This is a genomic window from Paraburkholderia aromaticivorans (genome assembly GCF_002278075.1).
Lineage (GTDB): Bacteria > Pseudomonadota > Gammaproteobacteria > Burkholderiales > Burkholderiaceae > Paraburkholderia > Paraburkholderia aromaticivorans.
In genome coordinates this window covers 253,157-273,368 of record NZ_CP022991.1, presented here as the reverse complement: position 1 = coordinate 273,368, position 20,212 = coordinate 253,157, and the positions used below count along the sequence as shown (strand labels likewise).

Genomic DNA, 20,212 nt, shown 5'->3' with positions numbered 1-20,212 from the left:
TAGCATACGAGATGCATACTCTGACACACTATGCCGCGCCGATCCAGAGCCGGCTGCAATCGACCGCAGTGACCCGGGAGTCGCGCGAGGTATTCGCCCAGAACCGCCGGCAGAGCCCTGTTCGCACTCGCCGCGCGCCGGGCGCACGATCACCGACTCAACCGACGCGCTGTGAGATGCGCGTTGTGAGCGCAAGACGCGATCCTGTGACAAATCGTCGATGGACTCGTGTCCTCGGCGCAGATGAAAATCACAACTCCGATCAGCACGCAGGAGTATGCCATGGGCCACGCGGAAGTCCGCGAGTTGCAGATTCCCAAACCAATCGGCGGACGCTTGCCGCCGCCGCCGGTATTCGCCAGCCTCGACGAAGAACGGCAACACCGCAAGCTCAAACTCGCTGCGGCATTTCGCATCTTTGCGCGATTCGGGCTGGCCGAAGGCATAGCCGGACATATCACGGTCCGCGATCCGGAGTTTCATGACCGGTTCTGGGTCAATCCGTACGCGCAGCATTTTTCGTCGATCCATCCCGACGATCTCGTTTGCATTGACGACGAGGCCAACGTTCATCATGGGAGCGGGCCCGTCAATGCCGCGGCGGCGGCGATTCACTGCGGCATTCATGGCGCGAATCCCGATGTCGTTGCGGCCGCCCATACACACACGCCTTCTGGCCGCGCATTTTCAGCGCGCGCTCGGCTTCTTGCGCCGCTCAATCAGGAAGCTTGTCTCTTCTACGACGATCACGTGCTATTTCGCGGCGAGGTAGTCGTACTCGCGACCGAAGAGGGCCGCCGGATCGCGGAGACGATGGGTACAAAGCGTGCAGCCGTTCTGCTCAATCATGGGCTGCTGACCGTCGGTTCTTCGGTCGACGCAGCGGCTTATCGTTTCATTGCCATGGAGCGCTGCTGCCAGGTGCAATTGCTGGCCGAGGCGGCAGGTCCGATTGAGCCGCTATCGGATGAGGACGCACGGGCAACGCGCGCGCAACTGGGATCGGACTACGTAGCATGGCTCAACTTTCAGGGGCTCTACCAGCAACTCCTGCGTGACAGCCCCGATCTGCGCGAACTCGCGTCGACACGGACGTCGTCAGTTTGACGCAAGCGTTGTTTCGAAGGCTGCCGTGCGGTCATGTTGGCAGCTTTCGCGATAGTTGCGCACGGCCGCGCCCAGCCATTGATCGAAACGCTTAAGCGGCTCCCAGTCGCGCTTCTGCTCGGGAAACGAGTAGTAGACGGTTTCCGGATTGGGAATCGAATGAGGATGTGCCTGCACGAGTGCGCCGCTGCGCAGCTCCCGTTCGATCAGGATGCGTGGGAGCAACGCCACGCCTAGCCCGGAAAGCGCGGCGTTGATTGCCATGATGAACATGTCGTAGTGCTGGTTCGCCGCGCTATGTTCGGTGATCTGCGTGGACGCGCTTTCGGACCATGCAGCCCACGCGCGCGGAAGATCGCGGGTGTGAATCCATGGCAGCGTGCTGATCTTTTCGCTGCTCAAGCTATCGCACCTGCCGATCAACCCCGGCGCACAGACAGGAAGAATTCTGTCGTCGCTCACGAGCGGTTGCCCCGGCATGCCGGGCCACAGGCTCTGTCCGAAATAGATCGCCGCGTCGAAGCTTGAATTGTCGAAGAACGTCGGCTGGTCGCGCCCCATGATGTGAAGTTGCAGATCCGCATTGAGCGCGTAAAAGTCATGCAGACGCGGGATCAGCCATTGAGACGCGAACGTGACGCCGACCGCCAACTGGATCTTCACCTCGCTTTGCTGGCGTATCAACTCGAGCGTATCGCGGCGAATCTGGTCGAGATGGACGCGAATGCGCCGCGCGTACTCGGCGCCCGCCGCGGACAGTACCAGCCGCTGGCGTACCCGCTCGAACAGCGAGATGCCCAGATGAGCCTCGAGCTCGTTGACCTTCTTGCAGACGGCACCATGCGTTTGCGACAGCTCGATCGCGGCTTTCGAAAAACTTTCATGTCGCGCTGCGGCTTCAAAAGCTTGCAGCGCACTGAGACTGGGAACACCGCGGCGCATCGGGAATCCTTGCTGGCGAAAAGAATTGGGCAATGGATTCTTCGATGATAGACCGAAGGACTGCGAGGCGCTGCCCACGCTCATTCACTGGCAAGCTGCGCCCGGCCGACATTACGCCAGCGAGTCTCGAGCAGCGTGACCGTGATGGATGCGAGCACCATCGTCGCGGCGATGCCGACAAATGCGAGCACAAACGTGCCGGTCGTATCCTTCACCCAGCCAATAAGATAAGGCAGCAAAAATCCTGACGACACCCCAATGCTCGTAATCAGCGCGATGCCGGCCGCAGCAGCGCGATCAGTGAGGATGCGGCTGGGCAACTGCCAGAAGGTCGTGATGCTGCAGAAGCAGGCCGCGGCGCCGATCGAGAGGGCGATGATCGCCTGGTACGGAGACTTCAGCAGCAGGGCCACCGAGAGCGCGGCCGCGCACACCAGCAGGGGCCCCGCCACGTGCCGGGCGCCGACTGGATGGCGGCTCACCACACGCCCCCAAACCAGCGTCGCGACAGTGGCCACGCCAAAGGGAATCGCAGTGATCAACCCGATATCCACGAGGCTGTACTTCACTCCGAAAGTGCTTTCAAACGTCTTGATGACTTGCGGCAGAAAATAGAGCAAGCCGATGATGCCGGCGTTCGTGCCGAAGTAGACGACACCCAGCGCCCAGACTTTCGGATTGGCAAGCGCCTTCCAGGCGCTTACCGGCGAGGCCCCGGCCTCGGCCTCGGCCCGTTCGGCTGCCAGCGCGGCGGCGATTTCACTCTTTTCCGCAGCGGAAAGCCAGCGGGTGCGGGACGGGTTGTCCGTCAAACAGAAGAAGGTGATTGCGGCCAGGATGATTGCAGGTACGCCCTCCAGCAGAATCATGGCACGCCAGCCGGTGATCCCGAACACGTTTGCATGCGCCATCAGCCATGTCGATACGGGTGCCCCGAGCACGCCGGTCAGCGGGATCGCCGTCACGAACAGGGACATCATCCATACGCGATTGCGCGCCGGCATCCACAGCGTGAGGTAATACACCATGCCCGGGAACAGGCCGGCTTCGAACGCGCCCAGACAGAAGCGGGCGATATAGAGCCAGCGGGAGTCCGGGACGAAGCTCGTCAGCGAGGAGAGCAGACCCCAACTGAGCAGAATGCGCGTCATCCACAGCCGTGCGCCAAACCGATGCATGCACAGGTTGCTCGGCACCTCGAACAGAATATAGCCAAGAAAAAACAGACTTGCGGCGAAGCCGTATTGCGCCGTTGTCATGTGGAGCTCGGCGTTCATGGTGAGCGCCGCATAGCCGATGTTCGCGCGATCAAGCTGGTTGGCGATGTACATCACAATCATTAGCGGCGCGAGCCGCCAGGCGATCCGTTTCATCAACCGATCAGAAATCGCGGGTTTGCGCGGCCCGAAATCCATGGTTTTCCTCCAGATTTGCGCGTGACGGCATGCTCTTGAGGATGATTAGGCGCTCTGAAAGAGGGTACGACAATGCACGAAAAATATTGACTCTGTGAGCAAACGTCACAGATTCGGGCGGTCGACCTGGCGATCATCCATTCGCGCAGACCGGTGGTCATTCGCTGGACCATCCTGAAGAATGTGCCGGTACGAACTCATTCGTGCCGGCGGGACGTCCGCAAACGCGAGCGGGTAGATGACAGCCGGTTTGCACGGGGCCGTCGCCACGCTTGCTCACGCGTGGTGGTGCCGGACTCTCGCTGCAAGGGGTTCAGCTTCAGTCACGGATCGCTTCAGCGTCCGGCTGCAGATTCGCTTGCCCGCGCATCAGCAGAAGCAGCGCGATCAGCACGAGGGCGATCGTCAAGCCGACAAAGAGCAGCGTGGCGCGTTCGATGCCGGCGAGCTGCGCAGCGATGCCAAGGCCGATCACAGGTAGTGAGATCGCCACATAAAGCACGACGAAGAAGCTGGACGTGACTTCCGCTCGCCTGTGCGCAGGCGCCACCGCCGCGATCTCGCCCAGCCCGGCGCGGAAGCTGATGCCTTGGCCGATTCCCGCCAGTGCGGTGCCGAGCAGAAGCACGCTGAGCGAGCGTTCCGGCACACACAGGCCGACACACATCAGTCCCACCACGAGTCCCAGGCAGCCGACCGCCTGCCGCCAACGGGCCGCTATGATGGTCTGCACGATCTGCCCGAGGGCGGAGCACGCGAACAGCAGGAACACAATCGAGCCGGTCACGACACCGCTGTGAAAGCCGAGCACGACCCGAATCAGCTGCGGCGCGACCGCCGCAAAGAAGCCCACCACCACGAAACCGGCAAACCCCGCGAGTGCGGCCGGAATGAACGCACGGCGCACCTCGACAGGAAGCGAAATTCTCTGCATGCCGAGCTTCACCCGCGCGGGAATCGCGGCGGTCTCCTGCACGCCGAGGACGGCTAGTGCGGCGATGCCGGCAAGCGCCAGATGCACTGCATAGGGCAAGCGCATCGGCCAGGGAAAGAGTTCGACCAGGATGCCGCTGAGCAAAGGACCGCAACCGAGCCCGAGCATATTGGAGGCGGTCGCCGCGAGCATGGCCTTGCCGCGCCACGCAGGCGGCGCGAGTTCGATCACGGCGACGGTGGCGGTTCCTGTGAAGATCCCGGCAGATATTCCGGACAGCAGGCGGCCGAGCATCAGCAGCGCCAGTCCGTCACTGAGCAGGAAAGTCAGCGCCGACGCGGCCGATGCGCACAACCCTGCCAGCAGCATGCGGCGACGCCCCAGCTGATCGGACCAGTTGCCGATCAGCAGCAGCGCACCTAGCACGCCGATCGCATATGAAGCATAGATTACGGTAATGACAGTGGGTGTAAAACCGAACTGCAGTTGGTAGTACCGATAGATTGCCGTTGGCAGCGTTGTCCCCATCATGTTGATGGCGAACGCTAACGCTACGGCGAGAAATGCGATGGGGGATTGCGCTGCGCCAGAAGCCACTTTCATTTAAACATCCCAACGGTTGCTCGAAGACCACGCGCAATTATGGGCAATTTCTCAGAACTCTGCTGGCCGCTCGACGTGACGTGGGTGCCGGGCTCGCAGGGCAGTGGCTACCTGAATGAGAGGGCACGTCACGCGGATGCGGATGATCGGGCCGCTTTTTCGCCGTGGTCGAACTCGTGTCGCGCCTTTTCCATTTCGCTCATGTGGACTTCGACCCAGTCCCATATCCCGCAGATCTTGTCGAGCAGGCTACGTCCCAGTGGCGTGAGTTGATAGTCGACCCGCGGTGGAATCACCGGATGCACGTAACGCGTCACGAGGCCGTCACGCTCGAGTTGCCGCAATGTCTTGGTGAGCATTTTCTGGCTGACGCCCTCGACCATGTCGCGCAGCCGCGAAAAACGCATCTCGCCGTGCGTGCCGAGCGCATCGATAACGAGGATCGTCCACTTGTCCGCGATCTGCTCGATGATGTTGCGCGCCAGGTCGTCAGTTCTTTTTTGCGGGTTGTCGTGGGCGGAAGCGCCGTCGCAGCAATTTGTATCCATGGGGAAAGTATGAAACCGTCAAGTGCCTTCTTGTGATCGCCGGATGCCGCTGAAATAATCGGTTCGCCCTGCCTGTTCGAAGGGCGCGTTGCCGTTAGTCAGATCGCATTCGACCCGGATGCGGTGCTTCAGGTAGTGCTTTACGCAGTGCTTTGATTTGAGAGCTTCACATGACTATTGAAACCATCGCAATTGAAGGTATCACGACCCCCGTCTCACGCATCGGCCTTGGCACCTGGGCCATCGGCGGATGGATGTGGGGTGGCACCGACGAAAAAGACTCGATCGCGGTGATCCGCCGGGCGCTTGATAGTGGTGTCAATCTGATCGATACGGCGCCGGTGTACGGCTTCGGCGCCTCGGAGGAAATTGTTGGCAAGGCGCTCGCCGACGGGTATCGGCACAAGGCGGTCATCGCAACCAAGGTCGCACTGGAATGGCAAGACGGCGAGGTGTTTCGCAATTCGTCGCCGGAGCGCATTCGTCAGGAAGTAGAGGATACGCTGCGTCGCTTGCGGACAGATTACATCGATCTGTATCAGGTTCACTGGCCCGACCCGCTCGTGCCGATCGAAGAGACCGCCGCGGTGCTCGACGATCTGCGCAAGGAAGGCAAGGTGCGGGCGTTGGGCGTCAGCAACTTCTCGCCTGCGCAAATGGATGCATTCCGGCGCGTGGCGCCGCTGTCGGCCACACAGCCGCCGTACAACCTGTTCGAGCGGGATATCGATCGTGACGTGCTGCCCTACGCAAAGCAGCATGGCCTCGTCGCGCTGGCCTACGGGGCGCTATGCCGCGGCCTGCTTGCGGGGCGTATCGGCGTCGAGACGCGCTTCGAGGGCGACGATCTGCGCCAGCGCGATCCGAAGTTTCGCGAGCCGCGCCGTAAGCAATATGTTGCGGCCGTGAAAGCGTTGAATGCGTTTGCGCGCGATAACTTCGACAAATCGGTGCTCGCGCTGGCGGTGCGCTGGGTGCTCGATCGCGGCCCGACGATCGCGCTATGGGGCGCGCGTCGTCCGGCGCAACTCGACGGGATCGAAGCAGTGTTCGGCTGGCGCCTCGACGAGAAGGCGTTCGCGCAGATCGACACGATCGTCGCGCAGTTCGTCAAGGATCCAGTGGGGCCGGAGTTCATGGCGCCGCCGCAACGTTTGCTCGTAGCCTGACAGGAGCCATTGAACATGCGAACTCTTCGACGCACCTTCATGATTCATTCAATCGGCGCCGCCGCGCTCGCGATCACCGGGCGCTCCGTCCGGGCAGCGCCCGCACAGCTGCAGGAGAGCGATCCTGCAGCGCAGGCGCTCGGATACAAGGCCGATGCGGCCCACGTCGACCGTACGAAATACCCGCGTTTCAGCAACAACCAGCGCTGCGCGAATTGCCAGTTCTACCAAGGTAAGCCGACCGATGCCAACGCGCTTTGTGCGCTGTTCGGCGCAAGGCAGGTGAGCGGAACTGGATGGTGCAATGCGTATCAGGCAAGAGCATGAACCGCGCGCGCAGGTAAGTCGGTCACCACGTGGCGCCCGCCGGTGTGGCGTGCGTCGACAACAAGGAGTGAACGGATGGAACTGATTGTGAATGGCGCGCATCACAACGTCGACGCCGACCCGAACATGCCGTTGCTGTGGGCGGTGCGCGACCTGCTGGGACTGCATGGCACCAAGTTCGGTTGCGGCGTGGGCGCATGCGGCGCGTGCACCGTCCACCTCGACGGCGTGGCAGTGCGCTCGTGCGTCACGTCGCTTGCGGATGCACAGGGCAGGTCCGTGACGACCATCGAAGGCCTGGGCAAGGGCGGCGAGCATCCTGTGCAGCGAGCGTGGAAAGCGGCCAATGTGCCGCAGTGCGGTTACTGCCAGCCTGGCCAGATGATGCAGGCCGCGTCGCTGCTCAAACAGACGCCGAAGCCGAGTGACGAGCAGATCGTCGAAGCGATGTCCGGCAATGTGTGCCGCTGCGGCACCTATCAACGTATCAAGATCGCCATCAAGGCAGCTGCGGAGCAGGCGTCATGAGCGAGATCGTCAATCTGAGCCGGCGCCGGGTGCTGAAGGGCACATTGGCGGGCGGCGTGGTGCTGGGCCTGCATGTCGACGGCGCACGCATGGCGTTCGCGGCGAGTCCGCTTGCCTCGGCGAGCGGTGTCAAAGCAGTGTTCGCACCGAACGTATATGTGTCGGTCGCGCCGTCTGGCGAGATCGTACTGGTGGTGCATCGCTCCGAGATGGGCACCGGCATCCGTACCAGCCTCGCGATGATCCTCTCGGACGAACTCGATGCCGACTGGAACACCGTCAGGGTTGTGCAGGCGCAAGGCGATGCGAAGTACGGCGACCAGAATACCGATGGCTCGCGCAGCATCCGCCAGTTTTTCCAGCCACTGCGCGAGGCAGGCGGCTCCGCGCGGCAGATGCTGATCGCGGCCGCGGCCGCGCGGTGGCACGTGAGCCCGGCGAGCTGCCGGACCGAACCCGGCCACGTGGTGCATACGGCAAGCGGGCGGCGCGTGTCATATGGCACGGTCGCGGAGGCTGCAGCGCGCCAGCCGGTGCCCGCTCGCGACACGCTGCAGTTGAAAAACGAGGAGACGTGGCGCTATATCGGCAAGTCCCTGCCGATCGTCGATCTCGACGACATCGTTCACGGTCGCGCGACGTACGGGATCGATGTCGTGTTGCCCGGGATGACCTACGCGTCGGTTGAACGTTCGCCCGTGTATGGCGCGACGCTCAAAAGCGTCGACTCGACTGACGCGATGAAGGTGCCCGGCGTGCTGCACGTCGTGCGCATTGCGTCGGCGCCGCTGCCCGCCGGCTTCCGACCGCTGGGCGGCGTCGCAGTGATCGCGACCAGCACGTGGGCCGCGGCGCAGGGACGCCAGAAGCTGAAGCTCGAATGGGACCTCGGGCCAAACGGCACCTACGATAGCCAGGCCTATCGCAAGGCGCTTGAAGACACGGCAAGCAAAACGGGCAAGGTCGTGCGCGGCAACGGCGATACCGCGGGCGCGCTGACAAACGCCGCTCGACACGTGTCGGCGGACTACTACGTGCCGCATCTGGCGCACGCCGCGATGGAACCGCTCGCAGCGACTGCATCGTTTGCGAACGGCGCCGTGCAGGTGTGGACCGCTACGCAGAATCCGCAGCAAGCACGTACGACCGTCGCGCAGGTACTCGGTGTGCAGGAGCAGGCCGTAACGATCAATGTCACGTTGCTCGGCGGCGGTTTCGGCCGCAAGTCGAAGCCCGACTATGTGGCGGAAGCCGCCTACCTGGCGCGCGAAGTCGGCGCTCCCGTCAAGCTGACGTGGACACGTGAGGACGACATACGTAACGACTATTTCCACGCGGTGTGCGCGCAGCACATGGAGGGCGGACTCGACGCGCAGGGCAAGACGATCGCATGGCTGCACCGGAGCGTGTTTCCGTCGATCGGGTCGACCTTCACACCGAACGTGACGTATGGTTCGGCGGGCGAACTCGGTCAGGGTGTGACGGACATGCCTTATGACGTTGCCAATGTGCAGTGCGAGAACGGCGCCGCGCCGGCGCATACACGAATCGGCTGGTATCGCTCGGTGTACAACATTCCGCACGGCTTCGCGCAGGGCTCGTTCGTCGACGAACTCGCCGCTGCGGCGCGGCAGGACCCGGTGCAGCATCTGCTGGCGCTGCTGGGTAGTCCACGGCATGTCGATCTGCACGCGCTGGGGGTCGATTATCCGAACTACGGTGCGTCGATCGACGAGTATCCCATCGATACCGCGCGCTTTGCCGCAGTGGTCCGAGCGGCGGCGGTGCGTTCGAACTGGTCCGCGGCATTGCCGGCACGCCACGGGCGTGGCATCGCTGTCCATCGCAGCTTTCTCACCTACGTTGCCGCGGTCGCGCAGGTGCAGGTGGCCGACGATGGCTCGGTGCGCGTGACCCGTGTCGATCTGGCGGTCGACTGCGGACGTATCGTCAATCCCGACCGCGTGGTCGCGCAGTTCGAAGGCGCGGTGGTCATGGCGCTGGGCAATACGCTGTATAGCGAACTGACATTCAGTCAGGGCGCCGCCGAGCAGTCGAACTTTACCGACTACCGGGTCGCCCGCATCGACTCCGTGCCGCAGACGCATGTGTATATCGTGCCGAGCGCGGCGCCGCCTGGCGGTGTCGGCGAACCGGGCGTGCCACCGACAATGGCTGCGATTTGCAATGCGATCCACCACGCGACCGGCACGCGGATTCGGGCATTGCCGGTCGATAGCGCGCTCTTGAAGCGGGCGTGAGCGGCGAACGGCCGGAGGGGGAGGCAAGGCTGCGCGGGTATCGCGCTCACCTGATCAGCGGGTCGTCGGCGCGGCATGAAAGGCGGCTCATTGGCCGCCTCTCATTGCGTTGCGCCGACGTGGCGTAGCGCTTCCTCTACAGCCGGATTGTGTTGCGCGATCGCCATTTGCAACGCGGTCCCGCCGCGCGCATCGGCATGATCGACCTTGGCACCGTGTGCGACGAGCACCGGAATCATATCGAGCCGGCCAAATAGCGCGGCAAACGACAATGCCGTTTCCCCCGCGTTGTTGGTCTGGTCGATGTCGCAATGCGTGTCGAGCAACATCGTTGCAATATTCGTCTCGCCTTTGAAGAGCGCGCCCATCAGTGCCGTATTGCCGTGCCGGTCGGCCGCGCAAGCGTTGGCGCCTGAGGAAAGCAGCGCCTTCAACGTGTCCGGGTGATTGTCGTACGCGCTAAGGATCAACGCGGTGTAGCCCTCGGGTGTCGTTGCCTCGAGCGGGAAATGGGCATCGATCAATGCCCGAACGATATCCGTGCGTCCCGCGCGCGCCGCGGCAAACCAGTCTTCGGTATAACGCGGCGTGTCCGTTACGGCCGAATACGTTCCCTGTTGATACACATGCTGCGCGCAACTCGCGGTTGCGAGTGCGGTCAGCGTGGCAACCGCCACGGTCCGAACAAGGCCCCGGGCAGCAAAAAAGCGTCGCATTACATTCTCCTGAGAAAGCAAACCGGTTCAGCGGGGAACCTGCTTGCGCAGGTTCCCCCATTCGCGTCAGTTGTCGCCCAGGTGTGCCGCCGCATCCTTCACGCGCGAGACATCCGCATGGGTCGCGCGCGCGAGGCGAGAACCATAGTCGGCGTCGGCCTTATAGAAGTACGAGAGCATTGCGTACTTGTTCGCGTCGTTGGTCACGCGACCGAGGTCGCCCGACAATGCCGTGATCAGGTCCGTCTTGTCGGTCTCGGACAGCGTCCGGTAGTACTCCCCGGCTTGACGGAAATCGAGTGTTTTGTGAATGGCTCGTTGCTGGGTCGTCCCCTTAAGCGGAGTCTGCACGGGCTTGAACTTATCCTGCTGGGCGATTTCGGCGACGCCGGATGGCTCGTAGTTCACTTCGCCCTTGCGATCGTCCTCATTCATGAGGCCGTCCTGATTGTTGTTGTAGACCGGCACGACGGGACGATTGATCGGCAACTGGTTGTAGTTCGGGCCAAGCCGATACATCTGCGTGTCGGCATAGGCGAACAGGCGGCCCTGCAACATCCGGTCCTCGGAAGGCTCGATCCCCGGCACGAGCCGCGACGGCGCGAATGCCGACTCTTCCGTGGACTCAAAATAATTATCCGGAACGCGGTTTAGCGTCATCGTGCCCACCTTCTGCTCGGGAATGGAAGCGGGCCATACCTTCGTGTCATCCAGCGGATCGAAATCGAACTTGTCCAGATCCTTCGGCGAAAGCACCTGGATGTAAAGGTCCCACTGCGGATACGAATGCGCCTTGACCGAGTTGTACAGGTCATTGGTCATCAAATTCCAGTCAGCGCCGATCGAATGCGCAATATCCTGTGGACGAATGCTCTCGATACCCTGACGGCTCTTCCAGTGAAACTTGACGTAGTGAACCTCACCCTTCGCATTGACGAACTTGAAAGCGTGCACACCGAAGCCGTCCATGTGGCGATACGAGTCCGGCATGCCCTCGTCCGTGTAAAGGTGCGTGAGCATGTTGGTTGCTTCGGGCGAATGGGCGAAAAAGTCGAACGCCAGATTCGGATCCTGCACGCCTGTCGATGCCGATGGTTTGTTCGCATGCACGAAGTCAGGAAACTTGATGGCATCCCGAATGAAGAAAATCGGCCAGTTGATGCCGACCATGTCCCAGTTCCCTTGCTGGGTGTAGAACTTGACGGCGAAACCGCGTGGGTCGCGTGCCTGCTCGGGCGAACCGCGGTAGCCCATCACTGTCGAGAATCGAACGAAGACGGGCGTCTTCGATCCAGGCGTGAAGACCTGGGCGGAAGTGAGGGAACTGATGTCCGCAGTCGGCACGAACTCGCCGAAGATACCCGTGCCACGCGCATGCACCACGCGTTCGGGTATGCGCTCCCGATCGAAGCGCTGCAGTTTCTCGATGAGATGAGAGTCCTGCAGGAGGACCGGACCTTCGGGCCCCGCTGTCTGAGAGTTCTGGTTGTCGCCGACTGGCGACCCGCTGTCCTGGGTCATATCCACGGCATGCGCCGGTTGAGCGAGCGCAATGGCTGAGACGATCGAGAAAATGCTTGCAGCAATCTGTGTCTTCAATACTTTCACTTTATATTCCTGGTTCAAGGGGAGGCCGGAGAAATCCTATGACCCAGGCGTTCTATTATCCAATCTCTTTTTTCTATCATTTCAATAGTTGCCGAATTACTTTCAAAAATAAAATTTGTTCTTAAAATGAAAGAAAAAATGAGTTGGCTATTTGCGTGGGGGAGATTGAGGATACAGTCTTATCAACCAGGTCAACGAGAAGGGGTGAGGGCGGTGTGCGTCTCACCCGGGTCAAGAGATTGGGCGATAATTGAGTATTTTTACTCATGTGTTTATGATTGGCGTATCGATTTGCTGAAATTAAAAAGGATAATTTAATAGTTTCGTAAATTGAGTTAATTGGTCTCTTCAGTTGCGTAAATTGGGGTGTCTTATGGGTTGCCAGAAACCCGAGGCACACGCCCCGCCTTTTATCTGGATCCGCCATTTGTTAAGACGCGCTAGCAGTGCCCAATGAATGGCATCCTGTTTGCCAAATCAGACATGTTCAGGACGTTCACGACCAAGGGGGCGTTGCAACGCACCGCTTGTGCGATGCGCGTCGGATTGCACGCTTGAACAACGTGCAGTGAACGGCCAGCAGCCGATCCGTGCGTTGGAGTCGCTGACATCTGTCGGTCAACGAAATGAAATGCCCCACCTTTAGAAGAGGCAGGGCATCGAGGGGTTACTTCAGGGGGCCTTCAGATCAGGTTCGCGACGAGGGCGCATAGAAGGGTTCACGCTTTGGTGTCTGCGCAAAATACTCGCTGTAGAACGCCTTCACGTAAGGAAACACCGCTGAACCCAATTCACGCCTGGCCTGATCCTGCGACGTGCGCGGCTTCGCCAGAATCTGCTCGATCTCGCGCAGGATCGCATCACGATCTATGCGCGTGAATCGACCTTGGTTATACACGACCTCGCCTGCGATCATCACCGTGTCGACCGCATTCGTTTTGGCGCGCTGCATGAGTGCATCCAGCATCGGAATGCCATCGTCCTGATAGGGATACGTGGCCGTTTTCCAGTTCATCAGCACGAGATCGGCGAGGCGTCCGGCTTCAAGGCGTCCGATCTGTTCGCCGAACGGTGTGGTGCGCGCACCGTCTTCGGTGGCCATTTTCAGTATCTGCGGGCAAGCCGGTACGTCGTCGTCCATTCCTGGCGTGCGGTGTACGCGCAGTGCGAGGCGCATCTCCTGCAACATGTCTCGGTCGTCGTTAATGCCGGCTTCGTCGAGACCCATACCCACGGTGACACCGTACCTTGAAAACGCATTCAACGGCGCGACGCCGCTGCGCAAGCGCAGATTCGAACTGCAGTTGTGGCAGATGCAAGTCCCGGTGTGGGCGACCATTTCAATGTCTTCCTCCGTCAGCCACACACCATGGCCGAGGGTCAGAGACGGACCAAGCAGGCCGAGATCGTTCAGATGCGCGACGGCCGTCTTGCCGGTCCGGCGGCGCGCGTATTCCTTCTGGTAGGCGGTTTCCAGCAGATGCATGTGCATCGGAACGCCGGCATGATCGGCGCGTTCCTTGATGGCGAGCAGCGTCTCGTCGCCGCACCAGTGCAGGTTCGCTGGTGCAAGCTGGATCCTGGTGAGGGATTGTCCTTCGTTGTCCTGGACGAGCGTGTCGAATAGCTGGAGATGCTCGGCCAGAGGAACGCGCTGGGCTTTCAAATGGGCGGCGAGCTTGGGTCCGATATCGGCCGGCAAGCGTTTGACGAAGTCTTCGTCGGCTTCGTAGACGAGCAGGTTCTGCTCGCGCACGGCGAAGCTGTAAGACGCGCGCATGCCGATGTCGCGATACGCCTGCAGGACGCGCGACGCCGCCTCATGGATCGCCGACAACGGACCCGGCCTCCAACCATGGATGTGTTGCACGGTGGTAATGCCGGAAGCGATCATCTCGAACGCGGAGTAGAGCGTGTCGAGATAAAGATCGATCTCGCGGGCCCCCATCCGGCTTGCAAACCACAGTTCCAGTGCGTGGTCCGGCGAGCCGTGTTGCAGCGGCGTCAGGCCCACGTGGTGGTGACTGTTGACAAAGCCTGGCATCAACACCGTATCGGGTGAGCCGAGACGCGGCGCGTTGGGGTACTTCGCGACCAGTTCCTGTGCATCGCCGATCTCGACGATCACGCCATCGCGTTGATACAGCGCGCCGTCGCGGATGACCTCTGCGGTGTGCCGGTCGGCGACACCCTTGACGATCCAGCCAGCAACAATCAATGTTTCGGACATGGTTGTGTTTTTACCTGAATAGAAGAGAGTTTCAGAACGTCGGTGTGTCGTATAGATCGATACGCCGGTGGTCGAAGTAAGACAGCTTTTCGCGGGTTGCCGCGATCTCTGCGTGCGCGAGCGTCGCACTGACGACGCCGGGTCCTGCGTTGCCGGGTCGGCGGGCGAGTACGGCGCCGTCGGCGGCAATCACACACGACTCGCCGTAGTTGTCGATGCGCACGCCATCAAGGATTTCGTCACCGCTCTTGTTCGCGCAAACGACCGCCAAGCCATTTTCCCGTGCGTGAGTGCGCAGCTCTCCGACGAAGAAATCCATATCGTCGCCACCGCTGCCCGCGACGGGCACGATGACGAGATCAGCACCGGCCGCCCGCAACGCGCGCCAGCATTCCGGAAAGCGGCGGTCGTAGCAGACCAGGGTGCCGATGCGCCACGCGCCTACCCGGACTATGTGCAGTGCGTCGCCGGGCGTGAAATGCGCGGTTTCGTCGTAGCCGGGCGGTGGATCGTCGCCGACCGGCAGGTGGAGCTTGCGCGCAACCGGGCCGGCCCGCAGCGGCTTGCCGTCGGCGTCAAAGCCGAGCACGGCGTTGTGATAGCGTCCGCTCGCCCGATCGAATTCGTAGAATGGCACGAACAGGGCGATCCCACGCTCGCGGGCCAGCGCGGCGCAACGCGCGGCAAGGGGACCGTCGGCGGCCTGCGCCCAGTCACGATATTGCCCACCCGGCACGCTCGCGAAATACGGCACCATGGAGAGTTCCGGTAAGACGACGAACTGGGCGCCGTCATCGGCGGCGGCGCGCACGGCGGCAAATGCCGCGGCCTCGTTGCTGGCAAGGTCGCTCGTGCAGGCAGGCAATTGCACTGCCGCGACCCGAAGTGTGCTCAGGGCTACCGAGGGATTCATCGGACCCGCTCCTGCTCGGCGAAAGCGCGGTCGACCTCATCGCGCATGAGGTCGGTCAGGTGCACGCTGAGATCATGGAACGCCCGGCTGCGCGTATCTCGCGGACGAGGGAGATTGACCGGAATGATGGTCTTGATACGTCCCGGGCGTGCTGTAAACACGACGATGCGGTCGGCGAGCGCAATGGCTTCGTCGATGTGATGCGTGACAAACGCCATCGACACGTTGCTTTGCTGCCAGACCTGGATCAGGAAGTCCTGCATCTTCGCGCGCGTTTGCACGTCCAGCGCGGCGAACGGTTCGTCGAGCAGCAGTATCTCGGGTTTGAGCGCGAGTGCGCGCCCCACGGCGACACGCTGACGCATGCCGCCTGAGAGCTGGTCGGGCCGTTTGTCGATGGCCTCGGACAAGCCGACACGCTCGAGAATTTCCTCTGCGACACGCCGCCGGTTTTCGTTCGGCATATGCTGCATTTTCAGGCCGAAGGTGACGTTCTCGCCCACGCTCAGCCACGGAAAGAGCGAGGCATCCTGAAAGACGAGCCCGCGGTCCGTGCCCGGTCCGCTCACCTCGGCGCCTCCACACACGATGCGGCCGCTGGATGCCTGCTCCAGCCCTGAGATCAGATAGAGCAGCGTACTTTTTCCGCACCCGCTGGGGCCGAGGAACACGACGAATTCGCGGCGTGCGATATTCAGGTCAATGTCACGCAAGGCAACGAACGGCGCGCCATCTGTCTGCCAAGTCTTGCCGACGCCCTTGCAGGTGACGAGCGGCGGTTGCACGGAAGCTGATCCGTTCTGGCTCATATCATTTCCCCAAGCCGTTACTCGGCACCCAGAACAGCACTTTGCGCTGGACGATTCGCAGCGCAACGTCGAACGCGAACCCGGTGACGCCGATCAGTGTCATCGTGAAGAACGACAGGCTGGAGTTGAAGGTATTGCGCGCGAGCATGACGATCTGCCCGAGTCCGCTGCCGACGCCGGTCGCTTCCGCCACCAGCACGACCATCCACGCGCCGAACAGGTTCATGCGCAGCACCATGAAAAGCGACGGCAAAATGGCCGGCAGAATCACATGGCGGAACGTTTGCGCGCGCGTCGCGCCCATGACGGCAGCGACGTTCAGGTGGGTCCGGCTGACGTTGTCGATCTGGCTGATCGTCGAGACGGTCATGACGAAAAAGAGCGAAATGAACACCATGAAGACGGCCGGCGCATTGCCGATTCCGAACAGGAAGATCGCGACCGGCAGCCATGCAATCGGCGAAATGGGCGCGAGCAGCGTAATGGTCGGCAAGGTCAGGTTGCCGAACAGCCGGAAGTAGCGGATCGCGACGCCCGTGGCCACGCTGCAGACGAAGCCCAGCACGAGACCGCTTAGCACCCGCAATGTCGTCGCGCCGATGGTCATGGCGAGCGACTTCAGCGCGGTCGCATTGGACGTCTCGCCAATCACGTCCGTGGGGATGAAATACTGCGCTTGCGAGGCGAAGTTGCGCAGGAAGATGTGCGGCGGCGGCAGCAAAAGCGGGTCAACCCAACCAGCGGCCCACGCCAGTTCCCACGCGCCGACAAAGCACGCCAGCGAGGCGATGCCCCAGCCGAGCGGCACGAGTCGCCGAACCAGACCGGAGCGCCGCCGGCCATTCGTCACCGGGCGCACGGTGGGCCTGCGCGCGAAAAGAGTCGGTAGATCGGCTTTCATGCGGATTTCAGCTTGAGCTGGCCGTAGAGATCGCCGTTTTCCTTGATCACCTCAGTGAGCGGACCCCAGTCGAACATGTCAGGGCCGGGAAGTCGCTTGATGTAGCGCAGGTCCTTCAGGTTCTGCGCGCGCTGCAGGATGAAGTTCTGGTTGCTGCGCTGATCGATCATGGCCGGCTGTTTGGCAGCCGCGTCGAGCGTGGCGTCGTAGCTCGTTTTGAAGTACTTGCCGACGGTGTCCTTGACGGCCGAGGCACGGTCCAGTTCTTCCTGATGCTGCGCGACCATCATGGCCTTGATCAGCGCCTTCACCGCGCCGCGGTTTTCCTGCAGCAGCTTGCTGCGCACCGCGAGAACGCAGTCGGAGTAGTTCGCGCCGTATACGTCCACACCGTTCGAAAGCTGTACGGATCCCGGTTTCGCTTTCAATGCCTGCGTCGCGTAGGGTTCGATGTGGCACATGGCATCGACGTTACCCGCGATAAACGCCTGTGCCAGTTCCGGCGACGTGCCGAAGTAGCGTACCTTGACATCGGCGAAGCTCATGCCGGCTTTCTTCAGGTAATCATAGGGCAACATCTCTAGCGTGTCGGCCTGGAATGTGCCGATGGTCTTGCCACGCAGTTGCGCCGCCGACGTGATGCCCGGTTGCGCGACGATCACGCAGCCCTGCACGCCTGAGCCTGCGACGATCTTGATCGGCGCGCCGGCATCGTAGAGCGTCATGAAGTTGGTGTACGGAACGACGGAGACATCTACCACGCCCGCGCCGAACAGCGCGGCGATGTCGGCGTTCGACGGCGTCGTCACGAAGTCGAGCGAGACGCCCTGCGCGAGATTGCGTTCCTTGACGAGAAAAAACGGACAATTGCAGAGGCCCGTGCCGTGCGTCGCCTTGAGGGTCAGCGGGCCGGCCGCCATGGCCTGTGGCAGATAGGCGCCCCCCAACGCCGCGGCGCCGGCCAGACACGCACCACGCACCAGGAATTCGCGTCGCGTACTGCCAGATTCGGTCAATGAGTCACCATTCGGGTCTTGCTGAACAAATTTCCTGAACATCACGTGGTCCTTAGAGAGGTTGAACGGCAGTTTGGGATGCGAAGGTTTTCGCAGACGGTTGCGCGAGCGTTCTTGCCAAAAGGTCGAAGCTGAAAATCTCTTCGATCGAATCCGACGCCTGCATTCGTCCGAGCGCTTCCAGCGACCGGGCGCGGGCGAGAATGCACTCGCGAAGCGGGCGAATGTCGATGATGGGCGGTTGCGCCGCGATACCGGTCAGCAGTTCGTCGAGCGTGAATTCGGGGTAGCGGTACGCGCTGGCGCGCAGAGCTTCGCGGGGATTGCTCGTGATTGCTTCCTGCGCATCGAGCATCGCGCGTAAGGTCGCGCAGACGATCTCGGGGTGCGCATCGACAAAACTTTTGCGGGCGACGAGCAACGTGTCGGGATAGTCGCCGCCCCAGGCATGCAAGCCGTCGCACAGCACCTCGAAGCCGCGCAGCCTGAGGCGGGAAATCCACGGTTCGATCAACGTCAGCGCCGCGAGGCGGCCTGTGGTCAGCTCGTCGAGCGCCTCGGCAAGTGAGGGGTACAGCACGCGGTCGATCTGCATCGGGTCCATGCCGTGCACTCGCAGTGCATCGTGCAGCAGGACTTCCATCGGATCGTCGGCGAACGTTCCTACGCGCTGGCCGCACAGATCGCTCATCGACAGGCCCGGCTGTCCCATGAGCGCCATGCCGAGCTTGCCGCTGCCGCCGATAATGCGCAGCGGATCGGGGCGGCCATGATCGACCAGCGGTTGCGTAAAGCCGGTGGTGCCGAGATCGGCCTCGCCACTTCGCAACAAGGCGGCGGTGGAACTGAAATGTGTCAGCGGCGGTGCTTCGGCCTGCAGGCCATAGCGCTCGAACAAGCCGCTATCGACCGCAACGAACAACGCGAGATTGGAAAGCGCACTGCCATGCGCGAGGAGCAGTCTTTGCATACTGGAATCCAGAGCGTCAGGAAATCGCGGGGACGAATGGCTTGTGGCCGGCGAGGGCTTGACCATGTTTAGCGAAGACTGTGCCAGCGAGCGGCACTGCGTGCGCTTCGCCACACGTCTCTTTGTTTACAGTATGGGAGATAGATTGTTTTATACAAATTGTGAATGTTGTACACAATATTGACTCAACTCGTCTTCGAAAAGGCGCACCACGATGTGGCCAAAAAGCCAGTCGTGCACCTTCATGTCGCGTTCGGCACAGTGACAGGGCATCACGCGGTCGAGCCCATTCAGTCTGAATGTAAGTAAGCGAAATGCGCGGTCCCGCAGTTTGTTCTCGCAACAAAAATACAATCTGGTGTGCAACTTGTGTTCAATATCAGCGATAATCTGTATCGCGTCGGGGTCGCGCAGACGGTGCATTCGGTCGCGTACGTTGCCCTTGTCGTGATTCGACTCATTACCAGGACCCTTTCATGCCGACTAACAGGAAGGCGAAGGCAGCCGAAAACGAAGTGGCTGGCTCCTTCGACGGCGCGCATCGCCACGTCATTTACGAACGCCTGATGAATGCGATCTCGGAGCATCGACTGCAGCCCGGCACGAAGCTCGCTGAAGACCGGCTCGCCGCCATTTTCAGCGTGAGCCGCACCACGGTGCGATCGGTGTTGCAGCAACTGGCGCACGAACTTGTCGTGACGATCGTGCCGAATCGGGGCGCTTTCGTGGCGAGCCCGACGGTGGAGGAGGCGCGCGAGTTGTTCGAGGCGCGGCGTCAGATCGAATTGCCGATCATCGAAAAGGTGTGCCGTTGCGCCACAAAGAAGGACATCGCGCGTTTGCGCGCGCATGTGGCGCAGGAAGACGAGGCCCGCAAGCGCGATGACAGGCGCACTACGGTACGGCTCTCAGGCGAATTTCACGTGATGCTCGCGCAGGTGTCGGGTAACCGCTTCATCGAGCGGACCATGCGCGGGTTGCAGATGCTCACGTGCCTGACGATTTTGCTCTATAACGCGCCCACTGCGCAGGCGTGTCTGCACGATGAACACGCACGTCTGATCGACGCTGTGGAAGCGGGCAACATCAAGCTGGCTCAAAAAATCATGGACGAGCATCTCGAGCATATTGAAGCCACGTTGCGGCTGCACGACCCGGAGGAAGAGAACGACGACCTGGAGGCCATCCTCGTTCACGGCCTGTGATAGCGGCGAG

Annotated in this window: 18 protein-coding genes; 6 read left to right on the top strand and 12 right to left on the bottom strand. The window is 61.6% G+C overall.

Features of this window, described 5'->3' with window-relative positions; all coding sequences use genetic code 11:
• Window positions 1-282 precede the first annotated feature (282 nt).
• Window positions 283-1,107 carry a class II aldolase/adducin family protein gene (locus CJU94_RS34265; protein WP_095423098.1) on the top strand — a complete coding sequence of 275 codons (825 nt, stop codon included), beginning with the start codon at window positions 283-285 and terminating at the stop codon, window positions 1,105-1,107.
• Here CJU94_RS34265 and CJU94_RS34260 read toward each other — a convergent pair.
• From CJU94_RS34260 to CJU94_RS34245, 4 genes are all read right to left on the bottom strand, one after another.
• Window positions 1,099-2,049, bottom strand: coding sequence for a LysR substrate-binding domain-containing protein (locus CJU94_RS34260; protein ID WP_167397609.1), 951 nt, complete (start codon window positions 2,047-2,049; stop codon window positions 1,099-1,101). The genes CJU94_RS34265 and CJU94_RS34260 overlap by 9 nt on opposite strands.
• 80 nt (window positions 2,050-2,129) lie before the next feature.
• A complete protein-coding gene (locus tag CJU94_RS34255; protein ID WP_095423096.1) occupies window positions 2,130-3,464 on the bottom strand; it encodes an MFS transporter in 1,335 nt (444 codons plus the stop codon).
• Between the two features lie 319 nt (window positions 3,465-3,783).
• Entirely contained in the window at window positions 3,784-5,001 is a 1,218-nt protein-coding gene (locus tag CJU94_RS34250; protein WP_095423095.1) for an MFS transporter, read from the bottom strand.
• A 128-nt stretch (window positions 5,002-5,129) separates the two neighbouring features.
• Window positions 5,130-5,549 (bottom strand): winged helix-turn-helix transcriptional regulator, encoded by a 420-nt coding sequence (locus CJU94_RS34245; RefSeq protein WP_095423094.1) that lies wholly within the window; start codon window positions 5,547-5,549, stop codon window positions 5,130-5,132.
• Between the two features lie 170 nt (window positions 5,550-5,719).
• Here CJU94_RS34245 and CJU94_RS34240 point away from each other — a divergent pair, with 170 nt between their 5' ends.
• The 4 genes from CJU94_RS34240 to CJU94_RS34225 all read left to right on the top strand — a co-directional run bounded on the left by CJU94_RS34240 (window position 5,720) and on the right by CJU94_RS34225 (window position 9,834).
• Window positions 5,720-6,718: an aldo/keto reductase gene (locus tag CJU94_RS34240; protein ID WP_095423093.1), complete on the top strand. Its 999-nt coding sequence runs from the start codon at window positions 5,720-5,722 to the stop codon at window positions 6,716-6,718.
• A gap of 15 nt (window positions 6,719-6,733) precedes the next feature.
• Window positions 6,734-7,045 (top strand): high-potential iron-sulfur protein, encoded by a 312-nt coding sequence (locus tag CJU94_RS34235; protein WP_095423092.1) that lies wholly within the window; start codon window positions 6,734-6,736, stop codon window positions 7,043-7,045.
• 75 nt (window positions 7,046-7,120) lie between these two features.
• Window positions 7,121-7,573, top strand: a complete 453-nt coding sequence (locus CJU94_RS34230; RefSeq protein WP_095423091.1) for a (2Fe-2S)-binding protein — start codon at window positions 7,121-7,123, stop codon at window positions 7,571-7,573.
• Window positions 7,570-9,834 carry a xanthine dehydrogenase family protein molybdopterin-binding subunit gene (locus tag CJU94_RS34225; RefSeq protein ID WP_095423090.1) on the top strand — a complete coding sequence of 755 codons (2,265 nt, stop codon included), beginning with the start codon at window positions 7,570-7,572 and terminating at the stop codon, window positions 9,832-9,834. The genes CJU94_RS34230 and CJU94_RS34225 overlap by 4 nt, the downstream gene beginning before the upstream one ends.
• 101 nt (window positions 9,835-9,935) lie before the next feature.
• Here the strand turns inward: CJU94_RS34225 and CJU94_RS34220 are convergent, their stop codons facing one another.
• The 8 genes from CJU94_RS34220 to CJU94_RS34185 all read right to left on the bottom strand — a co-directional run bounded on the left by CJU94_RS34220 (window position 9,936) and on the right by CJU94_RS34185 (window position 18,997).
• Window positions 9,936-10,550, bottom strand: a complete 615-nt coding sequence (locus tag CJU94_RS34220; protein WP_095423089.1) for an ankyrin repeat domain-containing protein — start codon at window positions 10,548-10,550, stop codon at window positions 9,936-9,938.
• Window positions 10,551-10,616: 66 nt separating this feature from the next.
• The gene (locus tag CJU94_RS34215) at window positions 10,617-12,071 is read right to left on the bottom strand and encodes a catalase (protein WP_208645438.1); all 1,455 of its coding nucleotides are present in this window, start codon (window positions 12,069-12,071) and stop codon (window positions 10,617-10,619) included.
• A gap of 775 nt (window positions 12,072-12,846) precedes the next feature.
• Window positions 12,847-14,388, bottom strand: coding sequence for an amidohydrolase family protein (locus tag CJU94_RS34210; RefSeq protein WP_095423088.1), 1,542 nt, complete (start codon window positions 14,386-14,388; stop codon window positions 12,847-12,849).
• Window positions 14,389-14,419: 31 nt separating this feature from the next.
• A complete protein-coding gene (locus CJU94_RS34205) occupies window positions 14,420-15,301 on the bottom strand; it encodes a carbon-nitrogen hydrolase family protein (RefSeq protein WP_095423087.1) in 882 nt (293 codons plus the stop codon).
• Window positions 15,298-16,086: an ABC transporter ATP-binding protein gene (locus tag CJU94_RS34200; protein WP_167397608.1), complete on the bottom strand. Its 789-nt coding sequence runs from the start codon at window positions 16,084-16,086 to the stop codon at window positions 15,298-15,300. Before CJU94_RS34200 ends, CJU94_RS34205 begins: the two co-directional genes overlap by 4 nt.
• A 25-nt stretch (window positions 16,087-16,111) precedes the next feature.
• On the bottom strand, window positions 16,112-17,011 hold the full coding sequence (locus CJU94_RS34195) for an ABC transporter permease (RefSeq protein ID WP_095423085.1): 900 nt from the start codon (window positions 17,009-17,011) through the stop codon (window positions 16,112-16,114).
• Window positions 17,008-18,069: an ABC transporter substrate-binding protein gene (locus CJU94_RS34190; protein ID WP_425272245.1), complete on the bottom strand. Its 1,062-nt coding sequence runs from the start codon at window positions 18,067-18,069 to the stop codon at window positions 17,008-17,010. The genes CJU94_RS34195 and CJU94_RS34190 overlap by 4 nt, the downstream gene beginning before the upstream one ends.
• A 10-nt stretch (window positions 18,070-18,079) precedes the next feature.
• Window positions 18,080-18,997 (bottom strand): ABC transporter substrate-binding protein, encoded by a 918-nt coding sequence (locus CJU94_RS34185; RefSeq protein ID WP_157763848.1) that lies wholly within the window; start codon window positions 18,995-18,997, stop codon window positions 18,080-18,082.
• Window positions 18,998-19,473: 476 nt separating this feature from the next.
• Between CJU94_RS34185 and CJU94_RS34175 the strand changes: the two genes are divergently transcribed.
• The gene (locus tag CJU94_RS34175; protein ID WP_095423082.1) at window positions 19,474-20,202 is read left to right on the top strand and encodes a GntR family transcriptional regulator; all 729 of its coding nucleotides are present in this window, start codon (window positions 19,474-19,476) and stop codon (window positions 20,200-20,202) included.
• Window positions 20,203-20,212: the final 10 nt, after the last annotated feature.